The following is a 25,313-nucleotide window of genomic DNA, read 5'->3' on the forward strand; positions in this document are numbered from 1 at the left end:
ATGATGCCGGCGGCCGTCGATGCACCGCATTCTGCGATCGTCACGGAGTTCAGTAAAATGAATTTAATATCGTGATTGATTCAAATCTCTGATGAAAATCGATACGCTCGGTGTCCAGGCCTTCGTCGCAATCGCCGACGGCGGCAGCTTCCGGCAGGCGGCCGAAACGCTGCACGTCACGCAAACAGCCATCACGCAGCGGCTGCGCAAGCTCGAGACCTTTCTCGGCGTCGCGCTCGTCGAGCGTACCACGCGCCGCACCACGCTCACCGAAATCGGCCGGCGTTTCCTGCCGCAAGCGCGCCGGCTGCTGAACGAGCTGTCCGACGCGCTCACCGAAATTCGCGAAACCGGCCTGAGCCAGCGCGGCGACGTCACGATCGCGTGCGTGCCGACGGTCGGCGTGCAATACCTGCCCCGCATCCTGCGCGCATTCTCCGCGCACCGGCCGCACGATCGCGTGAAGATCCTCGATCACGCGTCGGCGTCGGTGCTGCAGGCCGTGCTGCATCGCGAGGCCGAGTTCGGCATCGGCATCGCCGGCGACCAGCATCCCGAACTGGTCAACGTGCCGCTGACGAGCGATCCGTACGTGCTGGTGTGCCGCGACGATCATCCGCTCGCGAAGCGGCGGCGCATTCGCTGGGCGGCACTGCAGCCGCATCCGCTGATCTTCGCCGGCGAAGTGAGCGGCAATCGCGGGCTGCTCGACGGCGCGCTGAAGACGAGCGGCGTGTCGCTGCATTCGTTCTACGAGGTGCAGCGCAGCTCGACGGCACTCGGGCTCGTCGCGGAAGGGCTCGGCGCGGCCGTGGTACCGAAGCTCGCGATCCAGAAAAACGCGTATCCGATGATCCGCACGATCGAGCTCGTCGAGCCGGCGGTGTCGCGCACGCTCGTGCTCGTCACGCGCAGGAGCGCGCAACTGTCGCCCGCCGCCCGTGCGTTGTACGACATGATCGTCGAACAGGCGGCACCCTGACGATTGTGTCAGGGGTGCATCACGCAGCAGCGCCTTCGGGGTAGTATCGCCACACGCGGTCGCGACGACCGGTGCCTACCCGGCGCCGCACGCGTCATGCCACCGCTGCAACGGCTGTTCCTCACCACCCCTGCACGGAGCACTGCATGGCCTATCGCAACTATCACAAGCGCAAGATTGCAGACCGGGAACTCCATCCCGAAACCCAGATGATGTCGTACGGCTACGATCCGTTCCTGTCGGAAGGATCGGTGAAGCCGCCCGTGTTCCTCACGTCGACGTTCGCGTTCCGCACGGCCGAGGACGGCGCCGAATTCTTCGACGTCGTGGCCGGGCGCAAGCCTTCGCCCGAAGGCGAAGGCGCGGGCCTCGTCTACAGCCGTTTCAACCACCCGAACCTGGAGATCGTCGAGGATCGCCTCGCGCTGCTCGACGATTCCGAAGCCGCCGTCGTGACGTCGAGCGGCATGTCCGCGATCGCGGCGATCCTGCTGACGTTCCTGCGGCCGGGCGACTGCGTCGTCCAGTCCGTGCCGCTGTATGGCGGCACCGAAACGCTGATCTCGAAGTTCCTGCCCGAGTGGGGCATTCGCTCCGAAGTGATCGCCGACGGGCTGTCCACCCACGCGATCCGCGCCGCGCTCGAAGCGGCCGCGCAAAAGGGCCGCGTGCGGATGTGCTACATCGAGACGCCCGCCAACCCGACCAACGCGCTGTTCGACCTCGAAGGGCTGCGCAGCGAAATCGACGCATTCGAAGCGCGCCACGGCTATCGCCCGCTGTCGGTCTGCGACAACACGCTGCTCGGGCCGCTGTACCAGAAGCCGTCGCGGCAAGGCATCGACCTGAGCGTGTACTCGCTGACCAAATACATCGGCGGCCATAGCGACCTCGTCGCCGGCGGCGTCACGGGCACTCGTGAGCTGATCACGAAGATCCGCTCGATCCGCAGCACGCTCGGCTCGCAGCTCGACCCGCATTCGTCGTGGATGATCACGCGCTCGATGGAAACGCTCGTGCTGCGCATGCAGCAGGCCGCGCGCAGCGGCAGCACCGTCGCCCGCTGGCTCGCCGGCAATCCGCATCGCCCGGTGCGCGTGCTGCACCCCGAGCTTATCGACGATCCGGCCTACCAGGCCGTCTACCAGCGCCAGTGCACCGGGCCGGGCTCAACGTTTGCGTTCATCCTCGACGGCGGACGCGAACAGGCGTTCAGGTTCATCAACCACCTGACGCTCTTCAAGTCCGCGGTCAGTCTCGGCGGCACGGAGTCGCTGATCTGCCATCCGGCGTCGACGACGCATTCGGGCGTGCCGGCCGATGCGCGTGCAGCGGCGGGCGTGTCGGAAGGACTGATTCGCGTGTCGGTCGGGCTCGAACATCCGGACGACCTGATCGCCGACCTGTCGTACGCGCTGGAGCATTGCTGACGAGGGAGGAGGTGCGCCCCGTGGCGGTTCGCACGGGGCGGCTCCCGCCGGCGCGGGTCAGGCATTCAGTGACGCTGCCCGTGCCCGGATGCCGGCTCGCACGGCACTTCTCCGAACGCTTCGTAGCCCTGCTTCCGGTAGAAATCCGGTGCCTGGAACGAGATCGTGTAGAGCACCGCACGCGCAAGGATGCGTCAGCCGAGCGGAGCAAGGGAACGATGGAAGCCCGCCAGGGGCGAGACCCGCAGGGGGCTCGATGCGCAGCACGACAGCGCGACCGGCCAGCTCTCGGGTGGCCGGGGACGCCCAGGTATCAGGGTGGAATGAGCAACAGAGTCACGATGATCCCAATATTCATCGTCAAGACTGAGTCCTGCCAAACAGGAGAACATGAGATGCCAGTGACCATCTCCCGCGCACTCGGCCTCGGTAGCGTCAACAGCGCTTACGTGGGAACCTTCAACGGCACCACTATCAAGGCCATGATCGGTGTGCTCGCCATCTTGCTTCCTGTCGTCGAAGTGATCTTGACCAGTACCTGGGTACGCTCGATCAGCGCCAGCTACTGGTTTGGTATTCCATTTCACCCCGAGGACCCCAACGCGTGCCACTTGCCCGACACTGGCCACCCTTGGCTAATGCTTGTCGACTGGCCGAGAATCTACCTCGTGGGCACCTTGCTCGCCATCAGTGCTCTGCTCTTGAGCTACCGCGGCGAGACAATGCTGCAGGGTGTCCTTGCGCGCGTCGGCGCCATTGCTGCCGCAGGTGTCGCACTGTTTCCCTGCAACTGCGACTGCTACACGGAGCTCGTGCCGCATTTGCACTACGGGTCCGCCGGCGTTGTGTACACGGTGCTTTTCTATTTCGTTGCCCACTTCTATTTCAAGGCGAGCCGCAAGGCGGCTGGTTCCTACACGACTGGGCGCCCCGCACATAGCCCACCAGCCTGGACATCCAATGCGGCGCGACGCAAGCACGTATACGCATTCTGCCTAGCCGGCATGATCGGCTCAGTCCTCATCCTCGCGACGAGCAAGCATCTGCCGGACTCCATGCGCCCAGTGCTTGTTGGCGAAGCAGGCGGACTGCTCTTCTTTGGTCTGGCATGGCTGACCGCCAGTCGCGTGGCACCGATTTTTACCAGCGCTGGCATTGATCGGGAACGTATCTTCTAGACCTAGCAAGAGCCGTTACCTGGCCTTGGCAAGCGATCCCTCTCGCACGAACCGAATCAGCTCCGCTGCATGGCCGTCGGCGACGATCAGTGCTGAGTGGAGTTAAGCCGTTGAGCGGATGAGCACTCAACCGTCGCGGGTTTCGCCCGCCTTGAACAATGAGCCCGGTAATATGCTCGGCCGCTGGAAACTCGGGGATGCAACTGTCGGAAAGCTGTCGAGCAGTCGTTCGCGCTGTCGCTGCCGGGACGGGTCCTCTCGATGGAAGGGTTAGGCGCCACCGTTCGGATACCGGTGAATGAGTTGCGTATAGGCTCGATTGAGAAACAGTTCCAACTCGGCCATAGCCTTCATTTCGGAAATGAACGACTTGTCGGTTAGTAGCTCTTGATCAAAAAGTGGCTCGCCTGTTTCTTCATCGACCTGAAACCTCGCGCCAGAGCGAAGCATCCCTTGGACCTCTCCGCCCGCCTTGAGCTCGATGTACGCGGAGTGAAGTATGCGGTTTCGGTCCCTTCTAAGTTGATGCAGTCGTTCGACGGAAAATGAAAAGGAGTCTTTGAAATCAGCTTCCAGGGCCTGAGGCAGTTTGCACTTTGGTAGCGCCTGCAGGAAGAGTTCGTGAACGCGGTCAACGAGTTTTTCATTGGTGAGGTTTCTCAGATCGGGGGGGGGCCATTTCAGGCGCTCTGGATCGAGGATGAACCATCCAATCTCCCGAAGCTTGTTCTCAATCCATTGGAATGAGACGGCAAACTCCCCTATGCGTTGGTAAACGGCTTGTTCGTTGCTCATCGAATGTTCCTGTGGCGCCTAACGCAATGAAGACCGCGCTAACTCGCAGGCCATATCTGGCCATTGCGGTCTAAAAAATGGCACGCAAAAAGTGCCGCAAGGGGCCTGCAGCCTACCTCTGCAGTACACATGTGGATGGCTGCGAAGGCCTCCTCGGAGGTGTCCGGAATTCCGTGTGTGAGGCGGGTTGAATTTCAGACTCCAATGTTGAATCGTACCGGGTAAAGCAGCACGAGCATGGGTCATGGCGCTCTTCCAATCGTGACGCGAGCCGTTCGAACCGGTTCAAAGCACCTTCACCATGAACACGCGCGACGTGCCCTCCGGCTCGCACGGCACTTCGCCGAACGCTTCGTAGCCCTGCTTCCGGTAGAAATCCGGCGCCTGGAACGAGATCGTGTAGAGCACCGCACGTGCGCATCCGCGTCGTTTCGCTTCGGCTTCGGCCTCGCGCAGCAGCCGGCTGCCGAATCCGCCGCCGCGCAGCGATTCGGGCAGGTAGAACAGATCGATGAAGAAGAGGCCGAGCGACGTGCGCCCCGTGAGGCCGCCCAGGATCTCGCCGGTCGCGGGATCCGTCACGTACACGTCGAGCGTCGCCGCGTCGGCGCGCCCCGTCATCGCGTGATTGAATTCGCCGAGCTTGCGGCTGATGAAGTCGTGCGCGGCCGGCTGCCCGGTATCGGTGAGCCGGATGGAAACGTCGGGTTGCGTTGTCATGGGGCGGGTTCGGTCGAAGAGAGATGCCGCCTGGCATGCAACACCCGGGGCGCGAATCGCTCGACTATAGCGCGTCGACGGGCATGCCGTGCTGGCACACCCGCCGCCTTCGTCATGCATCACGCGGCCGACCGACCGCGTTCATGCCCGTGCCCCACGCACGCCCTCACGCCACCGCGAACGCCGCCTTCATGTCGGCGATGCGACGCCGTTCACGCGCGATCATCATCCGGTTCACGACGATCACGCCGATCGTCACCGCCGTGATGAACAGCGTCGCCAGTGCGTTCATCTCCGGGTTCAGCCCCAGCCGCACGCGCGAGAACACCACCAGCGGCAGCGTCGTCGAGCCCGGCCCCGACAGGAACGCCGACAGCACCAGGTCGTCGATCGACAGCGTGAACGACAGCAGCCACCCCGACAGCAGCGCCTGCGAGATCAGCGGCAGCGTCACCACGAAGAACACCTTCAGCGGCGTCGCGCCCAGATCCAGCGCCGCTTCTTCCAGCGACTTGTTCATCTCCTTCACGCGCGACTGCACGATGATCGCCACGTACGACACGCACAGCATCACGTGACCGATCCAGATCGTCACCATCCCGCGCCCCTTCGGCCAGCCGAACATCTGCTCCAGCGCAACGAACAGCAACAGCAGCGAGATGCCCTGGATCACTTCCGGAATCACCAGCGGCGCGTTGATCATCCCCGTGTACAGCGTGAAGCCCTTGAAGCGGCCGAAGCGCGCGAGCACGAAGCCCGCCCACGTGCCGATCACGACCGACGCCGTGGCCGTCAAGAGACCGATCTTCAGCGACAGCCACGCGGCGGTCAGCAGCTCGTCGTCGTCCAGCAGCGCCGAGTACCACTTCAGCGAGAAGCCCGACCACACCGTCACCAGCTTCGACTCGTTGAACGAGTACACGACCAGGCTGATGATCGGGATGTACAGGAACAGGAAGCCGAAGGCGAGAACGCCCGTCGACAGCGGTTTGCTCGGCTTGATCATTTCGCGTCCTCCAGTTCCTTGACCTGGTAGTACTGGAACAGCGCCATCGGCACCAGCAGCAGCATCACCATCGCGACCGTCACCGCGGACGCCATCGGCCAGTCCATGTTGTTGAAGAATTCATCCCACATCACGCGGCCGATCATCAGCGTGTCGGCGCCGCCGAGCAGTTCCGGAATCACGTACTCGCCCACCGCCGGGATGAACACCAGCAGGCTGCCGGCGATGATCCCGTTCTTCGACAGCGGCAGCGTGATCCGCGTGAATGCGACCCACGGCTTGGCGCCCAGGTCGTACGCGGCTTCAAGCAGCGTGAGGTCCATCTTCACGAGGTGCGCGTACAGCGGCATCACCATGAACGGCAGGTACGAATAGACCATCCCGATATAGACGCCCGCGTCGCTGTGATAGAGGCGCAGCGGCGTGTGGATGATGCCGAGCGCGATCAGCGTGTGGTTCAGCAGGCCGTCATCCTTCAGGATGCCGATCCATGCGTACACGCGGATCAGGAACGACGTCCAGAACGGCAGCATCACGGCCATCATCAGCACGTTGCGGCGGTTCGGTTCCGAGCGCGCGATGTAGTACGCCATCGGATAGCCGATCAGCAGGCACAGCACCGTCGACACGGCGGCCATCTTCAGCGAGCTGAGGTAGGTCGCGATGTACAGGTCGTCCTGCAGCAGGAACGCGTAGTGCGACATCTGCAGCGCGAAGTGCACGACGCCGTCCTTGATCTCGACGAGCGACGTGTACGGCGGAATGCCCATCACCTGATCGGCGAAGCTGATCTTCAGCACCAGCACGAACGGCAGCGCGAAGAACACGGCAAGCCACACGAACGGCACGCCGATCGCGACGCTGCGGCCCGACGGCAGGAAGCGCTGCAGCATCGCGAAGCGGCCCGGGCGGGCGCGTCCGGCGCCGGTGCTTGCTGCGCCGGACGACACCGGCGCGGACGGAGTGGAAGCGGAGGTTCTCATCGTGGCGTCCTCACTGCGTCAGCACGACGCCGCTGGCCGGCGACCACGACACGAACACATCGTCGTTCCACGCCGGTGCGTTGTCGTTCATCAGGTGCGAGCTCGACAGGTTCGACACGACCGTCTTGCCGCTCGGCAAGCGCACGTGGTACAGCGAGTAGCTGCCCATGTACGCGATGTCGGTCACGACGCCGCGCGCCCAGTTGTGTTTCGAGCCCGGCTTCTCGCGCGACACGTGAATGCGTTCCGGGCGCACCGAGATGCCGACGGGCATGCCGAGCGGGCCCGTGATGCCGTGGCTCACATACATGCGCGCCTCGAGGTCGTCGCTTTCGACGAAGATGTGATCGGGCTCGTCTTCGACCACGCGCCCTTCGAACAGGTTGGTCGAGCCGATGAATTCGGCCGAGAAGCGGCTGTTCGGGAACTCGTACACCTCGCCCGGCGCGCCGATCTGCACGATCTTGCCTTCGCTCATCACCGCGAGGCGGCTGGCCATCGTCATCGCCTCTTCCTGGTCGTGCGTGACCATCACGCAGGTCACGTCGACCTTCTCGATGATGTTCACGAGTTCGAGCTGGGTCTTCTGGCGGATCTTCTTGTCGAGTGCCGACATCGGCTCGTCGAGCAGCAGGAGCTTCGGGCGCTTGACCAGCGAGCGCGCGAGCGCGACGCGCTGCTGCTGGCCGCCCGAGAGTTGATGCGGCTTGCGCTGTGCGTACTTGCTCATCTGCACGAGCGCGAGCGCATCGGCCACGCGCTCCTTGATCTCGTTCTTCGGCGTGCCTTCCTGCTTCAAGCCGAATGCGACGTTCGATTCGACCGTCATGTGCGGGAACAGCGCGTACGACTGGAACATCATGTTCACCGGGCGGCGGTACGGCGGCAGCGAGGCAAGGTCCTCGCCGTCGACGAAGATCTTGCCGGAGGTGGCCGTCTCGAGCCCGGCGAGCATGCGCAGCAACGTCGACTTGCCGCAGCCCGAGCTGCCGAGCAGCGCGAACAGCTCGTTTTTCGCGATCGTCAAGTTCACGTTGTCGACAGCCGTGCTGTCGCCGAATTTCTTCACGACGTTTTCGATGCGGACGAACGTGTCGTTCGGCTTGAGCATGCTCGTCGCCGGGCGATGCATCGCATCAGGTGTACTGAATGAATCCCGTTTCATGATGGTCCGTTTTAGGCAGGTAAGCGAATCTCAGGCGTCAGGCGCGACCGGTCCGACGGTCGCGCGGTGCTGGCGGAGAGGGATCGAGCGATTCCTCGTCCGGAACGAATGGCGCAGCGAAACAGGTGTGGACAAGCGCACGGCGATCGGCGGCAATCAGTCGCGATCGACCGGAGTCGCCGCGTTGGCTGTCATGAAGATTTCATCGGTTTTCATCGGGCTTTCCGCACGTTTCTGTCGTCTCCAGTGCGAATTTTTAAACCCGTCAAAAACCTTTTGGATCGCGGATTTCCGTTTCGGACATTGAACGGGATCGATGTTTGAGGAGGCGGGAAAACGGGGGCACGACCCGGCTCCGCGCAGCAGCGCGGGCGCCCGGCGGCATGGGCGCCGCCGGGTAAAACGGAGGGTGGGGAAAACGAGCAGCCGGGAGGCTGCCACGCGCGGCCGAAGCGCCGCGCGGGTCACGTCACTTTGCGTTCGGTTCCTTCCAGCGCCGGTAGACGTCGATCGCGTCGCCGTGCTTCTGCTGCACCATCGGCAGCCGGCGTTCGCCGATCGGCTTCGCATATTCGGCGTAGAACGTGTCGAGCTCGAAATACTTGCGGTTATCGCGGTAGAACGGCGCGTAGTCCTCGCGCGTCGTGATGTAGATCACACGCTTCGGGCTGCAGTAGTACAGCGAACCGAGACACATCGGGCACGGGCTCGCGAGGATATAGATCTCGCAGTCGGTCAGGTGCTCGGTGCCGAGCTTGCGGCATGCGTCGCGCACCGCGAGGATCTCGGCATGCGCGGTCGGGTCGCTGGTCTGCGCGACGAGGTTCGGGCTCTCCGCGACGATCTCGCCGTCGCGGACGATTACCGTCGCGAACGGGCGGCCGCCCTCCTCCACGTTCTTCATCGCAAGATCGATCGTGCGTTTCACAAAATCCATGGCTGCGTCCTCGTCGAAACGGAATGGCGGGAACGTGCGCCGGCCAGCGGCCGGTGCACGTCGGGCGGAAAGCTGTGCGGCACCGCTGCCGCGGCGCCGCGCCGGCGTCAGAACGGCTTGGTCGGCAGGTACTTGCCGTCGAGCGTGATCACCGCGCGCGAACCGCCTTCGGGATCGTCGACCTTCTTCACGTCGAGCCGGAAATTGATCGCGCTGATGATGCCGTCGCCGAACTTCTCGTGAACGAGCGCCTTCAGCGTCGTGCCGTACACCTGAAGCATTTCGTAGAAGCGGTAAATGGTCGGATCGGTCGGCACGCGATCGTCGATGCTGCCGCGCAGCGGGATCGACTGCAGCAGCAGCACTGCATCGTCGTCGAGGCCGAGCTTGTCGGCGACGCAGCGTGCCGCTTCCGCCGGCAGCGCATGCTGGCCGAGCAGCGCGGCCGTCACGAACGCTTCGCTCAGGCCCGTACCTTCGGTGAGCTGCGCGAACGACAGGTTCTTGCGCGCCTTCGCGAGCACGACGGTTTCGGCAAGCGCGTGGCGGGCAGTCTGGGTGTGCTGGGACTGGATCATGGCAATTCCTCGTGGTTGGGTTGGGGCGATTCAGGCCGCGACGGGAAGCGTCGCGGGTGTGGCGCGGACCTCGGGATGGTCCGCCAGGGAGACGAACCGGCCGCTCGCGCCGTCGTAGGCGTCGATGCAGCCCGATTCGATGTCGTAGATCCAGCCGTGCAGCGCGAGCCGCCCTTCTTCGAGCGCAAGCCGCACGGCAGGGTGCGTCTTCAGGTTCGCGAGTTGTGCGACGACGTTCTCGCGCACCATCGAGTCGATCCGCTCGCGTTCGCTTCGATGCGTGCGCGCCTCGTTCACGACGCGCGCCGAATCGGCGTAGCGCAACCAGTGACCGACGGCCGGCATGTGGTCCATGCACTGGCAGGTGGCGATCGCGGTCATCGCGCCGCAATCGGAATGGCCGCAGATCACGACGTCGGTCACGCGCAGCGCGGCCACTGCGTATTCGACCGACGCCGACACGCCGCCCGGCTCGGGGCCGTACGACGGCACGATGTTGCCGGCATTGCGGATCACGAACAGGTCGCCCGGTTCGCGCTGCGTGACGAGTTCGGGCACGAGCCGGCTGTCCGAGCACGAGATGAACAGCGCACGCGGATTCTGGCTGCGCGCAAGATCGCGGAACAGCGCGGCGCGTTCCGGATAGGCGTCGCGCTGGAACTTCAGGAAGCCTTCGATGATGTCCTTCATCGTGTGTTCTCCGGTGTGGGTGAAATCGATGAAGGGCAGGTTACGCCGGACTTCCAATAACGTAAAAGACTGATTTATGATCTAGTGGATAAGCAGGACTTATAGGAACCGCCATGCTGCTACGCCATATCCACTACTTCCTGGCCGTCGCCGAGCACCGCAGCTTCACGCGCGCGGCCGCCGCGTTGCACGTGTCGCAGCCCGCGCTGTCCCAGCAGATTCGCCAGCTCGAGGAGACGCTCGGCGCGCAACTGTTCGACCGCACCGGGCGCGTGACGCGACTGACCGACGCCGGCGACGTGTATTTCCGCTATGCGCGGCAGGCGCTGCACGATCTCGCGGAAGGCCGGCGCGCGATTCACGACGTGCAGGATCTGAGCCGCGGCTCGCTGCGGATCGCGGTCACGCCGACCTTCACGAGCTATCTCGTCGGGCCGCTCGTCGAGGCGTTTCACGGCCGCTATCCGGATGTATCGCTGTCGGTGCGGGAGATGTCGCAGGAACGCATCGAGGCGCTGCTCGTCGACGACGAGCTCGATGTCGGTATCGCGTTCGAGGAAGTGCAGACGGCGGATATCGAAGCGCAAACGCTGCTGGTCGAAACGCTCGCGCTCGTCGTGAACCGCGAGCATGCGTTCGCCGGGAAGCGCAAGGCCGGCCTGCGCGCACTGCACGACGCGCCGCTCGTGCTGCTCACGGCCGAGTTCGCGACACGCGTGCAGATCGACCGCTATTTCCGCGAGCACGACGTGCAGCCACGCGTGCTGATGGAAGCGAATTCGCTGGGGGCGGTGATCGAGATCGTGCGCCGCACGAATCTCGCGACGCTGCTGCCCGCGACGATCGCGACCGGGCACGACGATCTCGTCGCCGTCGCGCTCGATCCGGCCGTCCTGCGGCGCACGGCCGTGCTGCTGCAGCGCAAGGGGGCGTACCGGAGCGCAGCTGCGCGCGCGTTCGTCGAACTGGCGCTCGCGCAGCAGGCGGGGAAAGGGAAAAAGGAAGGCGAACCACGCCCGGCACGTTCGAGGACGGCCGGGCAATGAACGCCAGCGGTGCCCCGGACCGGGGCAGGAACTCGCGTCAGTTGTACCCGAGAATCGCCACCGCCGCGACGTCCGGCCGGTCGATCGTATTCCCGACGAGCGACGTCATCGGCTCCTGCAGCACGGCCTGATACGACGTCACGCGCGCTTCGTCGGGCACACCCGCGTCATCCGGTGCCGGTTCGTCGAACGCGGCATCGAAACCGCTGTAAAACCCCGGTTGCTTCTGCGAAAAAGTCATCTCCACTCCTTTACCTGATCATGTTTTAGATGTTCTAACCGACTTGCTTCAATGCCGCCGCATGCACCGGCGTGCCGTCATGCGCGGCCTCCGATCGTGCCAGCTGCGCACGCGTGCGCCGCGTGATGTGAATCACCGCGAACACGACCGGCGCGATCAGCAGGCCTTCCGCCAGTTCGGGATCGACCGGCAGGTTCATCACGTGCAGCGCCTTGAACGCCGCCGTCGCGAGCGACAGCACGTAGTACGAAATGGCCGCCACCGACAGCCCTTCGACCGCGTGCTGCAGATGAAGCTGATTGCGCGCGGTGCGCTCCATGCCCGCCAGCAGGCGCGTCACGTCCTTTTCCTGCGCGAGGTTCACGCGCGTGCGCAGCAGGTCGACCGCCCGCGCGATCCGTGCGGCGATCTGCTCGTGGCGCGCCCATACGCTGCGGCAGGTTTCCATCGCGGGCGCAAAGCGCCGCTCCATGAATTCGGCGATCGTCGGCATTCCTTCGATGCGCTCCTCGCGCAGCTCGTGGATACGCGCCAGCACGAGCTTTTCGTACGCCCGCGACGCGCTGAAGCGCGCGCCCGATCCCGACAGCGATTCGACCCGCACCGCGAGATGCGTGAGCTTGACGAGCAGCGCCGTATCGTCGCCGTCCGCGCCGCTCGCGTCCATCCGCTGCATCAACGCGTGCAGCGCCGCGTGGATCTCGTCGAGCTCGCGGCTCATCCGGCGCGCGACGGGCAGCGCCAGCAGCGCCATCATCCGGTACGTTTCGATTTCATACAGGCGCTGCAGCAGCCGGCCGCCCTGCTCCTCGCGGAAATCCTCGTCGACGACGAGAAAGCGCATGAAGCCGTCGTCGCGCACGTGCCAGTCGCAGAACACCTTGCCGCCGCCGAGCACGTTGCTGCCCACGAGCGCGGGGCCGTCGATCCAGCGGCGCAGGTCGCCGCAGACGAGCCGCGCTGCATCGCCGGTCAGCAGTTCCATGCGCACCGCGACGAAACGGATGCCGGCCAGCCGCGCGAACCACGCGGCCGGAATGCCTTCGATCGCGAGATCGTCGAAATAGCCGGTGTCGCGACGCGGCGCGACGAACGTGAAGGTCGAGAATTCGGTATGGCGCTCCCACTTCAGGTGCCAGCCGCTCGGCGACTGCACCGCATAGTGTGTCGCGCCTTCGTGCGGCGCGGGGATGCCGGTATCGCGGCACAGCGCGTGCAGCAGCGTTTCGTGGATGTCGGGCTGGCCGTCCGCATAGATCGCGTAATGCGTGAGCGACACGGCTTCGGCGAGCCGCAGGAACGGCCGGGCATGCAATTCCGCGGCCAGTGCGGCGCGCAACGGATGGTCCATCATCGATACACCACGCTTTCCTGTTCAGTCCTGCACGCCGGATCGACCGGCCCGAACGCCGCGCCACCCTCGGGCGAAACGTCAGCGTGATCGCACTATGGCAGACACACAGCAACAATAAAAACGCATAATGCTGATCGTTACGTTCAGTTTTCCTGATACCCATGAAGATGCTCGATCACGACGTGCTGGCCACCGTCGTCGCCGTCGCGGAAACCGGCAACATGACCCGCGCCGCCGAGGCCGTGAACCGCTCGCAGTCGGCCGTCAGCATGCAGATCAAGAGCCTGGAAGACGCGATCGGCCGGCCGCTGTTCGTGCGCAAGCCGCGCAGCATCGTGCTGACGCGCGAAGGCGAGGTGCTGCTGGGATTCGCCAGACGAATGCTGGCGCTGCGCGACGAGGCCTGGGCGGCCGTGGTACGGCCGGAAGTGACCGGCAAGGTCGTGATCGGCGTGCCGGACGACTATGCGTCGTCGCTGCTGCCGTCGGTCCTCAAGAAATTCTCGGCGACCTACCCGAAAGTCGAGATCCAGGTGATGGGGCTGCCGAGCAGCGCGCTCGCGCCGCTGATCAAGGACGGCACCGTCGATCTCGTGTGCGGCACGCGCATCAAGGGGCTGTCCGGCGACTTCATCCGCCACGAGCCGATGGCGTGGGCCGCGATGACGAACGGGCCACGCGTGTGGGAAGAGCGGCCGCTGCCGATCGCGGTGTTCATGCCGGGCAGCGTCGCGCGCGAGAACGCGATCCGCAGCCTGGAGCGCGCGAAGGTACCGTACCGCACCTCCTATGAAAGCCCGAGCCTGCTGGGGCTGCTCAGCATGGTCGAGGCCGGCCTCGCGGTCGCGCCGCTCGCGCGCTGCGCGATTCCCGCGCAACTGTCGATGCTCGGCCGCACGCACGGGCTGCCCGACCTGCCGCCGCTCGAGCTGATCCTCGCGCGCAGCACGAAATCGAAACGGCCGCCGTGCGACTTTCTCGCGGAACAGCTGATGGAAGACCTGCAGCGGCAGACCGGGCAAACCGGCGACGCGTGATCAGCGCATCGCGCCGAACCCGGCCGCGCCCAGCGCCGCGTTGACGTTCGCGGCCACCGCATCGACGAGCGCTTCGAGCGTATCGCCGCGCACCTGCGCGTGTTCCGGTGCGAGGTGCTCGGTGCGTTGCCAGCCCCACTGCGCACCCGACGCGACCGACAGCGTCGCGCCGAACCGGTTGCCGTGGCGCAGGCCGAAGGTGCTCACGCGCCGCCCGGCCACATAGTCCTGTTCGGGCAGACAGAGCCGGATCTCGACCGCGACCTGGTCGCGATCGTTGACGCGCGCGGCCGGGCTCACCGTCGCGGCGAACACCTTGCCGATCCGCCAGGTCACGCAGGTTTCCCACGCCGCGAGCGGCCCGCCGTCCGCGTCGACCCGCTCGGTGTCGACCGACCACTGATGCCTGTCGGGCACGACGATCGCCTGATGCAGCAGCACTTCGGCCACGCGCACCGTCGTCACGAGCTGACGCGCGAGCTGCTGGCCCGACGGCAGCGACGCCGTCCGTACGCGACGGTTTGCCGGCCGAGCGACCGGCACTTCTTCCGCGAGGTACATGGACACTCCGTATTCAGGATCGGCGCCGCGCACGCGGTGTCGCTCGCCTGTCCGCTATCCGAGGGCGGACGGCACGGCGACCGGCGATCGGGCGGCGGATCACACGACGCACAAGCGAACGGGCAACGCCCGCCGCCGCTTCACCGCGCCTTCGGCCCGAGACGCAAACGGCGCGCAACCGGCCCGATCACCGCATCGGCCTGCTGCGCGATCAGCATGTGCAGCGTGAAATCCAGGTCTTCCGGTGCGATGTCGAAGTGGACGTGAACCACGTCGCGCACGGCACGCGCGCTGACGACGTACACGCCGAGCGGGGAATGCAGCAGCGCCGCGAGGCGCGCGTGCGCGTGTTCGCCGGAATCGGCCGTCAAGGTGACGGGCAACTGCAGGCGCGGGCGCGGCGGCGGGAACGGAATGACGTTGTTGCGTGCGCCGGCGCGCAACCGGCGGCCGGCGACATCGAAGGCGGGAACGGGATGAATGAAGGTCATGGAGCGGACGGAAGCCGTCTCGGCTGTTCGACACATCCCCAGCTTAGAAGAGACCGCATAAACGTCGTGCAAAAAAACGCGCCGCCGATGCAAAAAACGGCATGGGGACACAACACGTCACCGGCCGGCGGCCGGCCTTGCTGTCGTCATGCGTGCGCGGCGGTTGTGCGCCACGGCTCGCGTCAACCTCGCCTGCGCTGCGTTCGCCCCTGCATTCGCTCCGTTACGCGGCGAACGCCTCGAGCGACGCGCGCCGCCGCTCGTCGACCATCGATTCGATCAGCGACACCAGATCGTCGGTCAGCGGATCGCAGATGCCCGGCGAGCGATGCAGTTCGAGATCGGCCGCCGGCAGCGACGGAAAGCCGTCCGCCTCGTCGAGCACGCGCCAGTTCTCGGGCAGCGTGCAGCGATCGATCATCGTTACGGCCGCGCCGTGGTTCACCGCGATCTTGATGCCGGTCGGGCTCTGGCTCGTGTAGACGACATGAAACGACCGGTCGGCCGTCGCGAGCGCCTGCAGCCCGCGCTGCCGGTAGCAGCACGTTTCCGGGAACAGCGCGAGCGGCACCGACGCATGGCTGTCGAGCGCGAAGTCGCGGTGCGCGGCCCACACGACGTCGTGCCGGCCGAGCACCCGCCCGCCCGCGCCGGGCCCATGCCGTACGACGAGCGCCACGTCGAGCTCGCCGGCCTGCAGCCGTTCGAGCAGTTCGAGCGACATCCGGCAATGCACGTGCAGGCGCGCGCCCGGCCGCATCGCATAGAACGACTTCAGCAGGTCGGGCAGCCACAGCTCCGCGTAGTCCTCGGGCAGCCCGAAGCGCACGACACCGCGGTCGCTGCTCGCCTGCTTCAGCGCGAGGATCGCGTCGTTCTGCACCTGGATGATCCGGCGCGCATGGATCAGGAAGTTCTCGCCGTCGCGCGACAGTTCGAGCCGCCGGCTGTTGCGCATGAACAGGTGCGTGTCGAGTCGCTCCTCGAGCGTGCGGATGCGCAGGCTGATCGTCGATTGCGTGCGATGCAGTTGCCGGGCCGCCGCGGTGAAGCCGCCGCTCTCGACCACGGCGACGAATGCCCGGATCAGCTCCGGATCGAGCGAACTGAGCTTCGACCAATCGGGCTTTTGAATGGCAGCCATCGAAATTACTCGCTTTCGAAAAAAGAAGGGAAGACGAAAGATAGGGCTCGGAGTACGCCGATTGTTGTCCAGATGCGCCCGGCCCTCCAACCCCTGCCCGGGTATGACAAACCCGGAGCCGGTACGCGAATGTCCGCCCGCCGATCCCGCCCCGCCCGCCGTCACGACATCGGCCGAGGCCCGCGCGGCGGGCGCCCGCGAGCCGGACCCAGGGCTTTCCCGGAGACGACGAAAACTCATAGCCCGATCAGAAAACATCGATTCACCGGCCGTGCCGCGGCCCACCACAATCGCCTCACACCCAACTTCAACGACGAGACACCGCAATGACCGCATCCCAACCCAGGCAGCTTTACATCGGCGAAGGCTTCGAAGGCCCCGGCGTCAACCTCGCGCACATCAACGTGCTGGTCGGCCCGCGCAACGGCCCGGCGGGCCAGGCATTCGCCACCGCACTCGCGACGCCGTCGGCCGGCCACGCGCCGTTCGTCGTGATCGCGCAGCCGGGCGTGCCGACCAAGCCGCTCACGCTCTATGTAAACAAGGCGCAGATCGCCAACGATTTCCATGGCAATGCCACGTGGGGCGCATCGCAGGCCGGCATCGCGAAGGCCGTGGCCGAAGCGCTCGAGAACGGCACGCTGCCGCCCGAAGCGGAGAACGACTGGGTCGTCGTGTCGGCGAACTGGGTGAACCCGCAGACCGACGATCTCGACGCCGTGTTCGAGAACAACTATCGCGCGTGCCGCAGCGCGATCGTCGCCGCGATGGAAGGGCTGCCGCATCGCGACGCCGTATTCGCCGCCGCGCGCGACGTGTCGAACCCGTTCTACACCCCGAAGAAAAACTGACGACGACAAGCGGCCGACACAAGGCCGCACCTGGAGGAAACATGGAATACGTCCGCCTCGGCCAGTCCGGCCTGAAGGTGTCCCGCCTGTGTCTCGGCACGATGAACATGGGCACCCCTGAATGGAAGCCCTGGATCTTCGACGAAGCGCAGAGCGAGCCGATCGTGCGCCGCGCGCTCGACGCCGGCGTCAACTTCATCGATCTCGCGGATTTCTATTCGACGGGCGTCGGCGAGGAAGTGGTCGGCCGCATCCTGAAGCGCAACGCGCGCCGCGAGGAGCTCGTCGTGACGACCAAGGTCGGCTACGACATGGGCAGCTATCCGAACGCGGGCGGCCATTCGCGCAAGCATGTGCTCGACGGCATCGACGGGTCGCTGAAGCGGCTCGGGATGGATTACGTCGACATCTTCATGCTGCACTTCTTCGACGTGAACACGCCCGTCGAGGAAACGATGAGCGCGATGCACGACATCGTGCGCGCGGGCAAGGCGCGCTATATCGGCGTATCGACGATGTACACGTGGCAGTTCGCGAAGATCATGCAGGCCTGCGAACGAAACGGCTGGGACAAGCCGATCAACATGCAGCTGCAGCTGAACCTCGCGTATCGCGAGGAAGAGCGCGAGATGGTGCCGTACTGCATCGACCAGGGCGTCGGCGTATCGGTGTTCAGCCCGCTCGCGCGCGGCCTGCTCACTTGCGAGCCGCAATCGACGCGCAACCAGACCGACTTCTTCACCGCGCAGATGTATGGCGATGCGTCTTCGCTCGCGATCGCGGAATCGGTCGCGAAGGTCGCGAAGCGCCGCGGCGTGCCGCCCGCGCAGATCGCGCAGGCGTGGGTGCTGAGCCGCCCCGGCATCGCGAGCATGCTGGTCGGCGCGGATTCCGTCGCGCAGTTCGACAGCGCGCTCGGCGCGCTCGAAACGCAGCTCACCGAAGAAGAGCTGCACGAGCTGGAACGCAACTACACGCCGTGCGACCTGATCAACGACTACACGGCCGGCAAGCGCATCGCGCGCGAGTCGCGTCCGGCGCAGGGCAGTTTCGCGACGGACTGAAGGACCGACGCACTGAAGCTCCGAGGCATTGAAGGAACGACACACAATGAACGAATTTCTGAGGACCGGCCATTTCATCGGCGGCGAATGGCATGAATCGCATGGCGCGAGCGATGCAACCTATCCGGTGTTGAACCCCGCGACCGGCGACACGATCGCGAAGGTCGCGAAAGGCGGCGCCGACGACACGCAACGCGCGATCGACGCCGCCGCGCACGCGTTTCCCGCGTGGCGCGCACTGACCGCAAAGGAACGCGGCGCCCGCGTGAAGCGCTGGGGCGAGCTGATGCTCGAAAACCGGGATGCGCTCGCCGAGCTGCTGACGCGCGAGCAAGGCAAGCCGCTCGCGGAAGCGCGCGGCGAAGTCGCATACGCGGCGAGCTTTCTCGAATGGTTCGCGGAAGAAGCGAAGCGCATGTACGGCGACGTGATCCCGAGCCCGAAGCCGAATTCGCAGATCGTCGTCACGCGCGAGCCGGTCGGCGTCGTCGCGGCGATCACGCCGTGGAATTTCCCGCTGGCGATGATCACGCGCAAGGCCGGCCCCGCGCTCGCGGCCGGCTGCACGATGGTGCTGAAGCCGTCGGAGGAAACGCCGCTGTCGGCGTTCGCGCTCGCGGTGCTCGCCGAGCGCGCGGGCGTGCCGGCCGGCGTGTTCAACGTCGTGTCGGGCGACGCGGTCGCGATCGGCGAGACGCTGACGAGTTCGTCCGTCGTGCGCAAGCTGTCGTTCACGGGCTCGACGCGGGTCGGCAAGCTGCTCGCGAAGCAGTCGGCCGACACGCTGAAGAAGCTGTCGCTCGAACTCGGCGGCAACGCGCCGTTCGTCGTGTTCGACGATGCCGATCTCGATGCGGCGGTCGAGGGCGCGATCGCGTCGAAGTTCCGCAACACGGGCCAGACCTGCGTGTGCGTGAACCGCTTCCTCGTGCAGGACGGCGTGTACGACGCGTTCACACGCAAGCTCGCGGACGCGGTGCGCAAGCTGCGCGTCGGCAACGCGCTCGCGGGTGAAGTCGACCAGGGGCCGTTGATCAACGAAGCGGCGCTCGGCAAGGTCGAACGGCATGTGGCCGACGCCACCGCGAAGGGCGCGCACGCGCTCACCGGCGGCAAGCGTCATGCGCTCGGCGGCACGTTCTACGAGCCGACCGTGCTGACCGGCATGACGGCCGACATGCTGATCGCCGAAGAGGAAACCTTCGGCCCCGTCGCCGGCTGCTTCCGCTTCACGACCGAGGAAGAGGCCGTGGCCGCGGCCAACGACACGCCGTTCGGGCTGTCCGCGTACTTCTACACGCGCGACCTCGGCCGTGCGTGGCGCGTGTCTGGCGCGCTCGAAAGCGGGATGGTCGGCGTCAACGACGGGATCATCTCGACCGAAGTCGCGCCGTTCGGCGGCGTCAAGCAATCGGGGCTCGGCCGCGAAGGCTCGAAGTACGGCCTCGACGAATACGTGGAACTCAAGTACACGCTGATGGCCGGCCTCGGCCGCTGACCACCGGCCGCTCCCCGCGGTCGATCCGCGCCGCGCGCCGTCCGGCCGCGCGGCGCCTCGCACGGCACTCGCGGCGGCGTTCCGCCTGCGTGCGCCGCCGTGCGCCCGATAACAATCCAGGAGGCAGCTTGACTCAAGCCAACGTTCAATCCGGCACCGTGCGCGCATTGCCGCTGTCGCGTGGCGCCGATGCGCCGCACCGCCCCGTCGCGCTCGACGACGTGCCGCTCAACCGCTTCCACGTGAAGATCGCCGGCCTGACGTTCGGCGCGCATTTCACCGAGGGCTACACGCTCGGCACGATCGGCTATGCACTCGCCGCGCTCGGCAAGCAGATGCCGATCGACGCGTTCTGGATGGGGATGATCGGCAGTTCGGCGCTGATCGGCATCTTCTTCGGCAGCCTCGTGTTCGGCTGGCTGTCCGACCGCATGGGCCGGCAGAAGATCTTCCTGACGAGCTTCGTGATCATCACGGCGGCCGCGTTCGCGCAGTTCTTCGTCACGTCGCCGCTCGAACTGTGCATGCTGCGCGTGCTGATCGGCTTCGGGATGGGCGGCGACTTCACGGTCGGCCACGCGATCCTCGCCGAGTTCTCGCCGCGCAAGCATCGCGGTGCGCTGCTCGGCTCGTTCAGCGTGATCTGGACAATCGGCTATGTCGCCGCGAACGTGCTCGGCCTCGCGTACAGCGACGTCACGCCGGACGCCTGGCGCTGGCTGCTCGCGTCGGCTGCGTTGCCTGCGCTGATCGTGCTGGTGCTGCGGATCGGCACGCCCGAATCGCCGCGCTGGCTGCTCGGCAGGGGCCGCGTGCAGGAAGCGCGCGCGATCGTCGCGAAGCATTTCGGGCCGCACGTGATGCTCGACGGTTCGGCCGATCCGCATGCGAATATCGGCTTCGCGCGACTGTTCCAGCGTGACCTGATCCGCCGCACGATTTTCAACTGCGCGTTCTTCGTGTGCCTCGTGATTCCGTATTTCGCGATCTACACGTTCCTGCCGACGATCCTGAAGACGATCGGCCTCGCCGAAGGTTTCGGCGCCGACCTGCTGCTGAACGGCTTCCTCGTGCTCGGCGCGCTGATCGGCATCTGGCTGACGATCCGGCTGTCGCGGCGCGGCTTCCTGATCGGCTCGTTCGCGGTGACGTGCGCGTCGCTCGTCGCGCTGGCGGTGCTGCCATCGTCGGCGGCCATCGCGATGATCGTCGCGTTCGCGATCTTCACGCTGACGATGTCGGCGTTCAGCAATCTCGTCGGCGTGTTCCCGCCGGAGTGCTTTCCGACCGAGGTGCGTGCGAGCGGCGTGGGTCTCGCGATCGCGTGCAGCCGGCTCGGTTCGGCGATCGGCACGTTCCTGCTGCCGGTCGGTATCGCGACGCTCGGCTTTCACGCGACGATGTTCGCGCTCGCGGGCGTGCTGCTGGTGGGGATGATCGTGTCGATCGCATGGGCACCGGAGACGAAGCACCTGACGCTGGAGGAGGCGTCGGGGCATTGACGAGGGCGGTGGGTTGCGTGCCCGCCTGCTTCGTCGCGCTCAGTCAAGGCTTGCGCATCGACGCGCCGCCGATACGCTGCGGCGATGCTGCGTTCGATTCGAACGAGCCCGGCCGCGGCCGGGTTCGTTCATTCCGGACGCGATGCGATGCGTGCATTCGCTCAAAACAGGATCGACGCGTAGTCCCGCGCGCCGTGCAGGATGTGAAGAATGTCGATCCGCGTCGGCGGATCGCCGACGACCCGATAGAAGATCTGGTAGTTGCCGTACACGCGGTGGCGCACGCCGTGACGCTCGAAGCGAGGCACCAGCGGAAACGCCAGCGGCATCCCGGCCAGGCTCAGGCATTTGTCGCGAATCTCCCGCACGAATGTCACGGCGCGTTGCGGATTGTCGCGTGCGATGTAATCGGCGATCGCTTCGAGTTCGGCAATCGCAAAATCGGACAGGCGCACGGTCAGGCCTGACGATCCGCCTGGGCGCGATACTTCGCCTCGAGACGATCGAAGACTTCCGCCGCGTCGGCGCCGCGTCCTGCTTCCGCATCGGCCAGGCTGCGCGCGATCACCGCGTCCAGCGCATTCAGTTGAGCTTCGCGATCCTGGATCAGGCGCACGCCTTCGCGAAGCACTTCGCTCTTGGATCCGTAGCGCCCCGATTCGACCAGCTTCGCGACGTAAGCCTCCAGCTGCTGGCCCAGTTCCGCACTGATCATGTCGACCTCCCGACCGGATTGAATTCGATCCATCAAGCGTATCCCGGTTATCAACTATTATCAACAAGACACCTCCAGAGGATCTGGCGCGAATGCTTTCACGGCCGATCGGGCGGATGGACGGAACGGAACGGGACGGGCTTCGGGCAAGCTGCTGTAGCGCCGGCATTCATCCGGTTTTCGCCTTCACTCGTGTAGCCTTGCCGGAACCTCACCGTGCGGACACCGATCATGATTGAAGACATCGTCACGCCACAACCCAGCCTGAAGGTCTATCCGTCCGACGCCGACGTCTTTGCCGAGCCCCATGCCGCACTCGCACGCCACCTGCATCCGCTCGTGTCGATCGACCTGTCGGCGGTCAATCCGTCGTGGGATGGCTGGATCCACCTGCTCAGCCCCATCGAACCGTACGACGGGCTCGTCGGGCAGGACACCACCGCGTACCACAACGACTATCTGCGCGCGAACTGGATCGCATTCCGGCTCGACGAGAACAACCGCTACACGCTGCTCGGCGACCCGCGCTACTTCTATCTGGAAAACCCGCCCGGCGCACATGACGCGGGCTATCGCGCGGAACTGGAGGCGCACTACGCCGAGCAACAGGCCAGCATCGAAGGCGCGCGCAAGCGGTTCGCCGAATACGGCGTGCTCTACTCGTCGAACCAGTACGCGCCGGACGAGCGCGATTTCAGCCAGGAAAAACCGTGCAACCTGATCGACCAGCTCGGCGGAACAGTCGGCTGGGGCAACTGGTCGGGCACCTCCGACTTTCCGGTCGACGACAGCGATCCCGACAACATCCGGCCGATCGGCCCCGACGGCGCGCGCTTTCGCTTCGTCGCCGGTGTGACCGGGTGGGAATATCGCGCGATGGGGGCGGACTGGATTCTCTTGTTTTACGAGCCGGTCAGCCGAGTGGCGCTGCTGACGTTCGACTGGTCGTAGCGCGGGCGGCCGCTCCGTCTCGCGATTAGCCATTTGGCGGACTCTGCCCGCCGGTTTCGCGCCTATATGCTGGGGGCTTTCCACTCATCGCCGGAAGCCATGCCCGCTCCACCTGTCGATCTCGGTCATGTCCTGCCGTACGAGACGACGTACTTCGACGATCGGCTCGAGGTCAATCGAAACGATCTTGATATCTCCACGTTTCTTGGTGTGAACGGCGACGTCCCCGACGAACTGCTCGTTTCGTTGTGCGGAGCGCCTGCCGGATCGGACATTCAAGCCTATCTCGACAGCAGAGGCCAGTTGACCCTCTCGGTCACGAACCCCACCTGGATCCGATCCGAAAACCGCGTGTCGGTACGTCGAGAATCGGACACATCCCTACTCGAACTGAAGACAATCGATCTCGTCGATCACGCAATCGCGGGATTCGGCGCGGCGATGCTGTGGCGGATCGCCAGGGCGTCTGATACGTTGAGCATCACCCGAATCATTGCATTCGCAGCGGGCGGCCGGAAGGCAGCGCCCAAACCGGGCGGGCGCCGGCTATTCGGGTACTACGCATGGCCACGATTCGGTTTCGACGCGCCCATTCCCGACAAGCGCGGTGATGAAGCGGCGCTGTTCCAGTATTTCCAGGGGCACCCGGTCGGTCTTGCCGACGGATCGCTCCGGTCGCTGCGTGCGCTTTATGCAACGCGATTCGGGAGAGATTTCTGGCGCGTAACGGGATCACATCGCTGGATGACATTCGACGTCACACCGCACGGCACGTCCGTGCAGGCACTGCAAAGATACTTGATCGAAAAGGGGATTTACGAATGAACGCAAAGCACACGCCGATTGCCGGATTCCGGATCACGCGCCCCACGGCGAAGCGCGGCCGGCCAGCGAGCCGGCATCGTCTCGCCCTCAGCTCCGAAGCCAGGCAACTCCTCGATGCACTCGTCGCAAACGAACTCCATCACAGCCTGGCACGCGTCATGTGCAAGTCCGCCGTCGGGCGCGACACGCGGCCGGACGACATGCCGGTATCCCCGCCGCGACGCGCCGTCTTCAACGTCGGGCGTATCGATCTCTCGAAGTGCCAGATGCCGGTCGAAACGATCGCCGACATAGAATTCTGGGGGCGCCGGGAAACACTCATGCACTTCGGGCACGACCCCGACCGGTAACCGGCAACGACGAGAAGAAGCCCCATGGCCCGGGCCGTCAACGATCGTGACTTTCACGGTTCCTGGTAACGATCGTTGACAGACGCCAACACCCCGAGAACTGCACGACAGGCGCGTACTGATCCGATTGTTTCCACGGAGGAATCAGCCGCGTCCCCATCCCCCTACCCCCTCCTCCCCGCCTGCTCCCGCAACCACGCAGCAAACGCGACCACCGGCTCGACCGCGACGCTCTCCGGCTCGACATCGAGCCAATACCCGAACGGCCCGATCGGCTGCACCGGCGACAGCCGCACGAGGCTGCCTTCGCCGATCTCCTCCTCGATCATGTTCAGGTCGACCACCGCGAGCCCCGCGCCCTTGCGCGCCGCGCGGATCGCCTGTTCGAGCGTGGAAAACTCGATGCCGTCGCCGATTCGCGCCAGCGGCACGCCCGCCTGCTCGCACCAGTCGGCCCACAGCGCCAGGCGCTTGCCTTCGTGCAGCACATGCAGCGACGGCAGCCGACCGAGCAGCACATCAAGCGCATCGCCGCGATAGCGCGGCGCGCCGACGAGCGCATGCCGCTCCATCATCAGCAGCTCCGACTGCATCCCGGAGCGCGCCGCGCGCCCGAAGCGAATGTGGCAATGGCAATCGTCGGCCGGCTCCGTGCGGATCGACAACTCGACGTCGGGCAGCGTCTCCGCGAGCGTGCCGAGCCGCGGCGAAAACCACTGCGTCGCGAACGTCGGCGGCAGCGACACCGTCAGCCGCCGCTTCGCACCCGGCCGCGTGGCGGCGATTTCGCCTACACCGCGCTCGATCGTGTCGAACGCCTGCCCGACGAACGGCAGCAACCGCTGGCCGGCATCGGTCAGGCGCACGCCCTTGTGATCGCGCTCGAACAGCCGCGCGCCGAGCGCTTCCTCGAGCAGCCGGATCTGCCGGCTCACCGCCCCCTGCGTCACGCACAGCGAGACCGCCGCGCGGTTGAAGCTCAGGTGACGCGCGGTCTCCTCGAAAAATCGCAGCGCGATCAACGATGGCAGGCGTCGCATGATGTGTGTCCCTTTCGTTCGTATCGTTCGTGTTGTTGCCGGCCGGCATCGCCGGCCTTCCTGCGGGCAGCCTTGTCGCAACCCGGCGCGCCCTCCATCGCATCCATTCATCGTCCCCGCGCCCGCGCCACCCGCCTACAATAAGCATCCCGCACCAAACACGACACCGCCCCGTGAGA

General features: G+C 65.6%; 29 protein-coding genes. 13 read left to right on the forward strand and 16 right to left on the reverse strand.

Going from position 1 to position 25,313, the window contains the following annotated elements; translation table 11 throughout:
- Window positions 1-91: 91 nt before the first annotated feature.
- From BCO18175_RS03945 to BCO18175_RS03955, 3 genes are all read left to right on the forward strand, one after another.
- A complete protein-coding gene (locus BCO18175_RS03945) occupies window positions 92-982 on the forward strand; it encodes a LysR family transcriptional regulator (RefSeq protein ID WP_174973326.1) in 891 nt (296 codons plus the stop codon).
- 146 nt (window positions 983-1,128) lie between these two features.
- Entirely contained in the window at window positions 1,129-2,412 is a 1,284-nt protein-coding gene (locus BCO18175_RS03950) for a cystathionine gamma-synthase family protein (protein WP_174979493.1), read from the forward strand.
- A 395-nt stretch (window positions 2,413-2,807) separates the two neighbouring features.
- Window positions 2,808-3,590 carry a hypothetical protein gene (locus BCO18175_RS03955; RefSeq protein WP_174979495.1) on the forward strand — a complete coding sequence of 261 codons (783 nt, stop codon included), beginning with the start codon at window positions 2,808-2,810 and terminating at the stop codon, window positions 3,588-3,590.
- Window positions 3,591-3,860: 270 nt separating this feature from the next.
- Here BCO18175_RS03955 and BCO18175_RS03960 read toward each other — a convergent pair whose 3' ends face one another.
- The 5 genes from BCO18175_RS03960 to BCO18175_RS03980 form a co-directional block, all read right to left on the reverse strand.
- Complete coding sequence (locus BCO18175_RS03960; protein WP_174979496.1) at window positions 3,861-4,385, reverse strand: hypothetical protein; 525 nt, start codon at window positions 4,383-4,385, stop codon at window positions 3,861-3,863.
- Between the two features lie 285 nt (window positions 4,386-4,670).
- Entirely contained in the window at window positions 4,671-5,105 is a 435-nt protein-coding gene (locus BCO18175_RS03965; protein WP_174973321.1) for a GNAT family N-acetyltransferase, read from the reverse strand.
- A gap of 166 nt (window positions 5,106-5,271) precedes the next feature.
- Window positions 5,272-6,111 (reverse strand): ABC transporter permease subunit, encoded by an 840-nt coding sequence (locus BCO18175_RS03970; RefSeq protein ID WP_011353448.1) that lies wholly within the window; start codon window positions 6,109-6,111, stop codon window positions 5,272-5,274.
- Complete coding sequence (locus tag BCO18175_RS03975) at window positions 6,108-7,094, reverse strand: ABC transporter permease subunit (RefSeq protein WP_174979498.1); 987 nt, start codon at window positions 7,092-7,094, stop codon at window positions 6,108-6,110. The genes BCO18175_RS03970 and BCO18175_RS03975 overlap by 4 nt, the downstream gene beginning before the upstream one ends.
- A 10-nt stretch (window positions 7,095-7,104) precedes the next feature.
- Window positions 7,105-8,226 (reverse strand): ABC transporter ATP-binding protein, encoded by a 1,122-nt coding sequence (locus BCO18175_RS03980; RefSeq protein WP_254607966.1) that lies wholly within the window; start codon window positions 8,224-8,226, stop codon window positions 7,105-7,107.
- Between BCO18175_RS03980 and BCO18175_RS03985 the strand changes: the two genes are divergently transcribed.
- On the forward strand, window positions 8,198-8,566 hold the full coding sequence (locus tag BCO18175_RS03985) for a hypothetical protein (RefSeq protein WP_174978849.1): 369 nt from the start codon (window positions 8,198-8,200) through the stop codon (window positions 8,564-8,566). The two genes, BCO18175_RS03980 and BCO18175_RS03985, sit on opposite strands and share 29 nt — an antisense overlap.
- A gap of 162 nt (window positions 8,567-8,728) precedes the next feature.
- Here BCO18175_RS03985 and BCO18175_RS03990 read toward each other — a convergent pair whose 3' ends face one another.
- The 3 genes from BCO18175_RS03990 to BCO18175_RS04000 form a co-directional block, all read right to left on the reverse strand.
- Window positions 8,729-9,196 carry a nucleoside deaminase gene (locus BCO18175_RS03990; protein WP_174979501.1) on the reverse strand — a complete coding sequence of 156 codons (468 nt, stop codon included), beginning with the start codon at window positions 9,194-9,196 and terminating at the stop codon, window positions 8,729-8,731.
- Between the two features lie 107 nt (window positions 9,197-9,303).
- A complete protein-coding gene (gene cynS, locus BCO18175_RS03995; protein WP_174968050.1) occupies window positions 9,304-9,774 on the reverse strand; it encodes a cyanase in 471 nt (156 codons plus the stop codon).
- A 30-nt stretch (window positions 9,775-9,804) separates the two neighbouring features.
- Entirely contained in the window at window positions 9,805-10,464 is a 660-nt protein-coding gene (locus BCO18175_RS04000; protein WP_174968049.1) for a carbonic anhydrase, read from the reverse strand.
- 113 nt (window positions 10,465-10,577) lie between these two features.
- Here BCO18175_RS04000 and cynR point away from each other — a divergent pair, with 113 nt between their 5' ends.
- Window positions 10,578-11,510 carry a transcriptional regulator CynR gene (gene cynR / locus BCO18175_RS04005; RefSeq protein WP_174979503.1) on the forward strand — a complete coding sequence of 311 codons (933 nt, stop codon included), beginning with the start codon at window positions 10,578-10,580 and terminating at the stop codon, window positions 11,508-11,510.
- Window positions 11,511-11,547: 37 nt separating this feature from the next.
- Here cynR and BCO18175_RS04010 read toward each other — a convergent pair whose 3' ends face one another.
- Both BCO18175_RS04010 and BCO18175_RS04015 read right to left on the reverse strand, forming a co-directional pair.
- Window positions 11,548-11,751 (reverse strand): hypothetical protein, encoded by a 204-nt coding sequence (locus BCO18175_RS04010; RefSeq protein ID WP_174914131.1) that lies wholly within the window; start codon window positions 11,749-11,751, stop codon window positions 11,548-11,550.
- Window positions 11,752-11,785: 34 nt separating this feature from the next.
- Entirely contained in the window at window positions 11,786-13,105 is a 1,320-nt protein-coding gene (locus BCO18175_RS04015) for a DUF3422 family protein (RefSeq protein WP_174968047.1), read from the reverse strand.
- 161 nt (window positions 13,106-13,266) lie between these two features.
- On the opposite strand from BCO18175_RS04015, the gene BCO18175_RS04020 reads away from it, so the two are divergent.
- Window positions 13,267-14,142 (forward strand): LysR family transcriptional regulator, encoded by an 876-nt coding sequence (locus BCO18175_RS04020; RefSeq protein WP_174968046.1) that lies wholly within the window; start codon window positions 13,267-13,269, stop codon window positions 14,140-14,142.
- Here the strand turns inward: BCO18175_RS04020 and BCO18175_RS04025 are convergent, their stop codons facing one another.
- From BCO18175_RS04025 to BCO18175_RS04035, 3 genes are all read right to left on the reverse strand, one after another.
- A complete protein-coding gene (locus BCO18175_RS04025; RefSeq protein WP_174979504.1) occupies window positions 14,143-14,703 on the reverse strand; it encodes a hypothetical protein in 561 nt (186 codons plus the stop codon). It lies immediately after the preceding gene.
- A 140-nt stretch (window positions 14,704-14,843) separates the two neighbouring features.
- Window positions 14,844-15,194: a hypothetical protein gene (locus tag BCO18175_RS04030; RefSeq protein WP_174979506.1), complete on the reverse strand. Its 351-nt coding sequence runs from the start codon at window positions 15,192-15,194 to the stop codon at window positions 14,844-14,846.
- 223 nt (window positions 15,195-15,417) lie between these two features.
- Window positions 15,418-16,338 (reverse strand): LysR family transcriptional regulator, encoded by a 921-nt coding sequence (locus BCO18175_RS04035; RefSeq protein WP_174914139.1) that lies wholly within the window; start codon window positions 16,336-16,338, stop codon window positions 15,418-15,420.
- Between the two features lie 326 nt (window positions 16,339-16,664).
- On the opposite strand from BCO18175_RS04035, the gene fae reads away from it, so the two are divergent.
- The 4 genes from fae to BCO18175_RS04055 all read left to right on the forward strand — a co-directional run bounded on the left by fae (window position 16,665) and on the right by BCO18175_RS04055 (window position 21,253).
- Entirely contained in the window at window positions 16,665-17,189 is a 525-nt protein-coding gene (gene fae / locus BCO18175_RS04040; RefSeq protein WP_174979508.1) for a formaldehyde-activating enzyme, read from the forward strand.
- A gap of 41 nt (window positions 17,190-17,230) precedes the next feature.
- Window positions 17,231-18,253 (forward strand): aldo/keto reductase, encoded by a 1,023-nt coding sequence (locus BCO18175_RS04045; protein WP_174914141.1) that lies wholly within the window; start codon window positions 17,231-17,233, stop codon window positions 18,251-18,253.
- A 46-nt stretch (window positions 18,254-18,299) separates the two neighbouring features.
- On the forward strand, window positions 18,300-19,751 hold the full coding sequence (locus BCO18175_RS04050) for an NAD-dependent succinate-semialdehyde dehydrogenase (protein WP_174979509.1): 1,452 nt from the start codon (window positions 18,300-18,302) through the stop codon (window positions 19,749-19,751).
- Between the two features lie 167 nt (window positions 19,752-19,918).
- On the forward strand, window positions 19,919-21,253 hold the full coding sequence (locus tag BCO18175_RS04055) for an MFS transporter (RefSeq protein WP_254607967.1): 1,335 nt from the start codon (window positions 19,919-19,921) through the stop codon (window positions 21,251-21,253).
- Window positions 21,254-21,414: 161 nt separating this feature from the next.
- Here the strand turns inward: BCO18175_RS04055 and BCO18175_RS04060 are convergent, their stop codons facing one another.
- Together BCO18175_RS04060 and BCO18175_RS04065 are read right to left on the reverse strand one after the other, a co-directional pair.
- Window positions 21,415-21,708 carry a type II toxin-antitoxin system RelE/ParE family toxin gene (locus BCO18175_RS04060; protein ID WP_438820482.1) on the reverse strand — a complete coding sequence of 98 codons (294 nt, stop codon included), beginning with the start codon at window positions 21,706-21,708 and terminating at the stop codon, window positions 21,415-21,417.
- 2 nt (window positions 21,709-21,710) lie between these two features.
- Window positions 21,711-21,968, reverse strand: a complete 258-nt coding sequence (locus BCO18175_RS04065; protein ID WP_128845373.1) for a type II toxin-antitoxin system ParD family antitoxin — start codon at window positions 21,966-21,968, stop codon at window positions 21,711-21,713.
- A gap of 231 nt (window positions 21,969-22,199) precedes the next feature.
- Between BCO18175_RS04065 and BCO18175_RS04070 the strand changes: the two genes are divergently transcribed.
- The 3 genes from BCO18175_RS04070 to BCO18175_RS04080 all read left to right on the forward strand — a co-directional run bounded on the left by BCO18175_RS04070 (window position 22,200) and on the right by BCO18175_RS04080 (window position 24,094).
- The gene (locus BCO18175_RS04070) at window positions 22,200-22,919 is read left to right on the forward strand and encodes a hypothetical protein (protein ID WP_174979511.1); all 720 of its coding nucleotides are present in this window, start codon (window positions 22,200-22,202) and stop codon (window positions 22,917-22,919) included.
- A gap of 66 nt (window positions 22,920-22,985) precedes the next feature.
- On the forward strand, window positions 22,986-23,744 hold the full coding sequence (locus BCO18175_RS04075) for a hypothetical protein (protein ID WP_174979513.1): 759 nt from the start codon (window positions 22,986-22,988) through the stop codon (window positions 23,742-23,744).
- On the forward strand, window positions 23,741-24,094 hold the full coding sequence (locus BCO18175_RS04080) for a hypothetical protein (protein ID WP_174979514.1): 354 nt from the start codon (window positions 23,741-23,743) through the stop codon (window positions 24,092-24,094). The genes BCO18175_RS04075 and BCO18175_RS04080 overlap by 4 nt, the downstream gene beginning before the upstream one ends.
- A 164-nt stretch (window positions 24,095-24,258) precedes the next feature.
- On the opposite strand, the gene BCO18175_RS04085 is transcribed toward BCO18175_RS04080, so the two are convergent.
- Entirely contained in the window at window positions 24,259-25,134 is an 876-nt protein-coding gene (locus BCO18175_RS04085; RefSeq protein WP_174979516.1) for a LysR substrate-binding domain-containing protein, read from the reverse strand.
- Window positions 25,135-25,313: the final 179 nt, after the last annotated feature.

Source organism: Burkholderia lata, assembly GCF_902499335.1.
GTDB lineage: Bacteria > Pseudomonadota > Gammaproteobacteria > Burkholderiales > Burkholderiaceae > Burkholderia > Burkholderia lata_B.

Bases quoted from the DNA above. Each gene is read 5' to 3' on its own strand.
- BCO18175_RS04020 (WP_174968046.1), top strand. From the start codon at position 13,267: ATGAAGATGCTCGATCACGACGTGCTGGCCACCGTCGTCGCCGTCGCG.
- BCO18175_RS03945 (WP_174973326.1), top strand. From the start codon at position 92: ATGAAAATCGATACGCTCGGTGTCCAGGCCTTCGTCGCAATCGCCGAC.
- cynS (WP_174968050.1), bottom strand. From the start codon at position 9,774: ATGATCCAGTCCCAGCACACCCAGACTGCCCGCCACGCGCTTGCCGAA.
- BCO18175_RS04030 (WP_174979506.1), bottom strand. From the start codon at position 15,194: ATGACCTTCATTCATCCCGTTCCCGCCTTCGATGTCGCCGGCCGCCGG.
- BCO18175_RS04065 (WP_128845373.1), bottom strand. From the start codon at position 21,968: ATGATCAGTGCGGAACTGGGCCAGCAGCTGGAGGCTTACGTCGCGAAG.
- BCO18175_RS04010 (WP_174914131.1), bottom strand. From the start codon at position 11,751: ATGACTTTTTCGCAGAAGCAACCGGGGTTTTACAGCGGTTTCGATGCC.
- BCO18175_RS04000 (WP_174968049.1), bottom strand. From the start codon at position 10,464: ATGAAGGACATCATCGAAGGCTTCCTGAAGTTCCAGCGCGACGCCTAT.
- BCO18175_RS04045 (WP_174914141.1), top strand. From the start codon at position 17,231: ATGGAATACGTCCGCCTCGGCCAGTCCGGCCTGAAGGTGTCCCGCCTG.
- BCO18175_RS04070 (WP_174979511.1), top strand. From the start codon at position 22,200: ATGATTGAAGACATCGTCACGCCACAACCCAGCCTGAAGGTCTATCCG.
- BCO18175_RS04015 (WP_174968047.1), bottom strand. From the start codon at position 13,105: ATGATGGACCATCCGTTGCGCGCCGCACTGGCCGCGGAATTGCATGCC.
- BCO18175_RS03980 (WP_254607966.1), bottom strand. From the start codon at position 8,226: ATGCATCGCCCGGCGACGAGCATGCTCAAGCCGAACGACACGTTCGTC.
- BCO18175_RS03975 (WP_174979498.1), bottom strand. From the start codon at position 7,094: ATGAGAACCTCCGCTTCCACTCCGTCCGCGCCGGTGTCGTCCGGCGCA.
- cynR (WP_174979503.1), top strand. From the start codon at position 10,578: ATGCTGCTACGCCATATCCACTACTTCCTGGCCGTCGCCGAGCACCGC.
- BCO18175_RS04080 (WP_174979514.1), top strand. From the start codon at position 23,741: ATGAACGCAAAGCACACGCCGATTGCCGGATTCCGGATCACGCGCCCC.
- BCO18175_RS04085 (WP_174979516.1), bottom strand. From the start codon at position 25,134: ATGCGACGCCTGCCATCGTTGATCGCGCTGCGATTTTTCGAGGAGACC.
- BCO18175_RS03970 (WP_011353448.1), bottom strand. From the start codon at position 6,111: ATGATCAAGCCGAGCAAACCGCTGTCGACGGGCGTTCTCGCCTTCGGC.
- BCO18175_RS03955 (WP_174979495.1), top strand. From the start codon at position 2,808: ATGCCAGTGACCATCTCCCGCGCACTCGGCCTCGGTAGCGTCAACAGC.
- BCO18175_RS04025 (WP_174979504.1), bottom strand. From the start codon at position 14,703: ATGTACCTCGCGGAAGAAGTGCCGGTCGCTCGGCCGGCAAACCGTCGC.
- fae (WP_174979508.1), top strand. From the start codon at position 16,665: ATGACCGCATCCCAACCCAGGCAGCTTTACATCGGCGAAGGCTTCGAA.
- BCO18175_RS04075 (WP_174979513.1), top strand. From the start codon at position 22,986: ATGCTGGGGGCTTTCCACTCATCGCCGGAAGCCATGCCCGCTCCACCT.
- BCO18175_RS03965 (WP_174973321.1), bottom strand. From the start codon at position 5,105: ATGACAACGCAACCCGACGTTTCCATCCGGCTCACCGATACCGGGCAG.
- BCO18175_RS04050 (WP_174979509.1), top strand. From the start codon at position 18,300: ATGAACGAATTTCTGAGGACCGGCCATTTCATCGGCGGCGAATGGCAT.
- BCO18175_RS04035 (WP_174914139.1), bottom strand. From the start codon at position 16,338: ATGGCTGCCATTCAAAAGCCCGATTGGTCGAAGCTCAGTTCGCTCGAT.
- BCO18175_RS03950 (WP_174979493.1), top strand. From the start codon at position 1,129: ATGGCCTATCGCAACTATCACAAGCGCAAGATTGCAGACCGGGAACTC.
- BCO18175_RS03990 (WP_174979501.1), bottom strand. From the start codon at position 9,196: ATGGATTTTGTGAAACGCACGATCGATCTTGCGATGAAGAACGTGGAG.
- BCO18175_RS03960 (WP_174979496.1), bottom strand. From the start codon at position 4,385: ATGAGCAACGAACAAGCCGTTTACCAACGCATAGGGGAGTTTGCCGTC.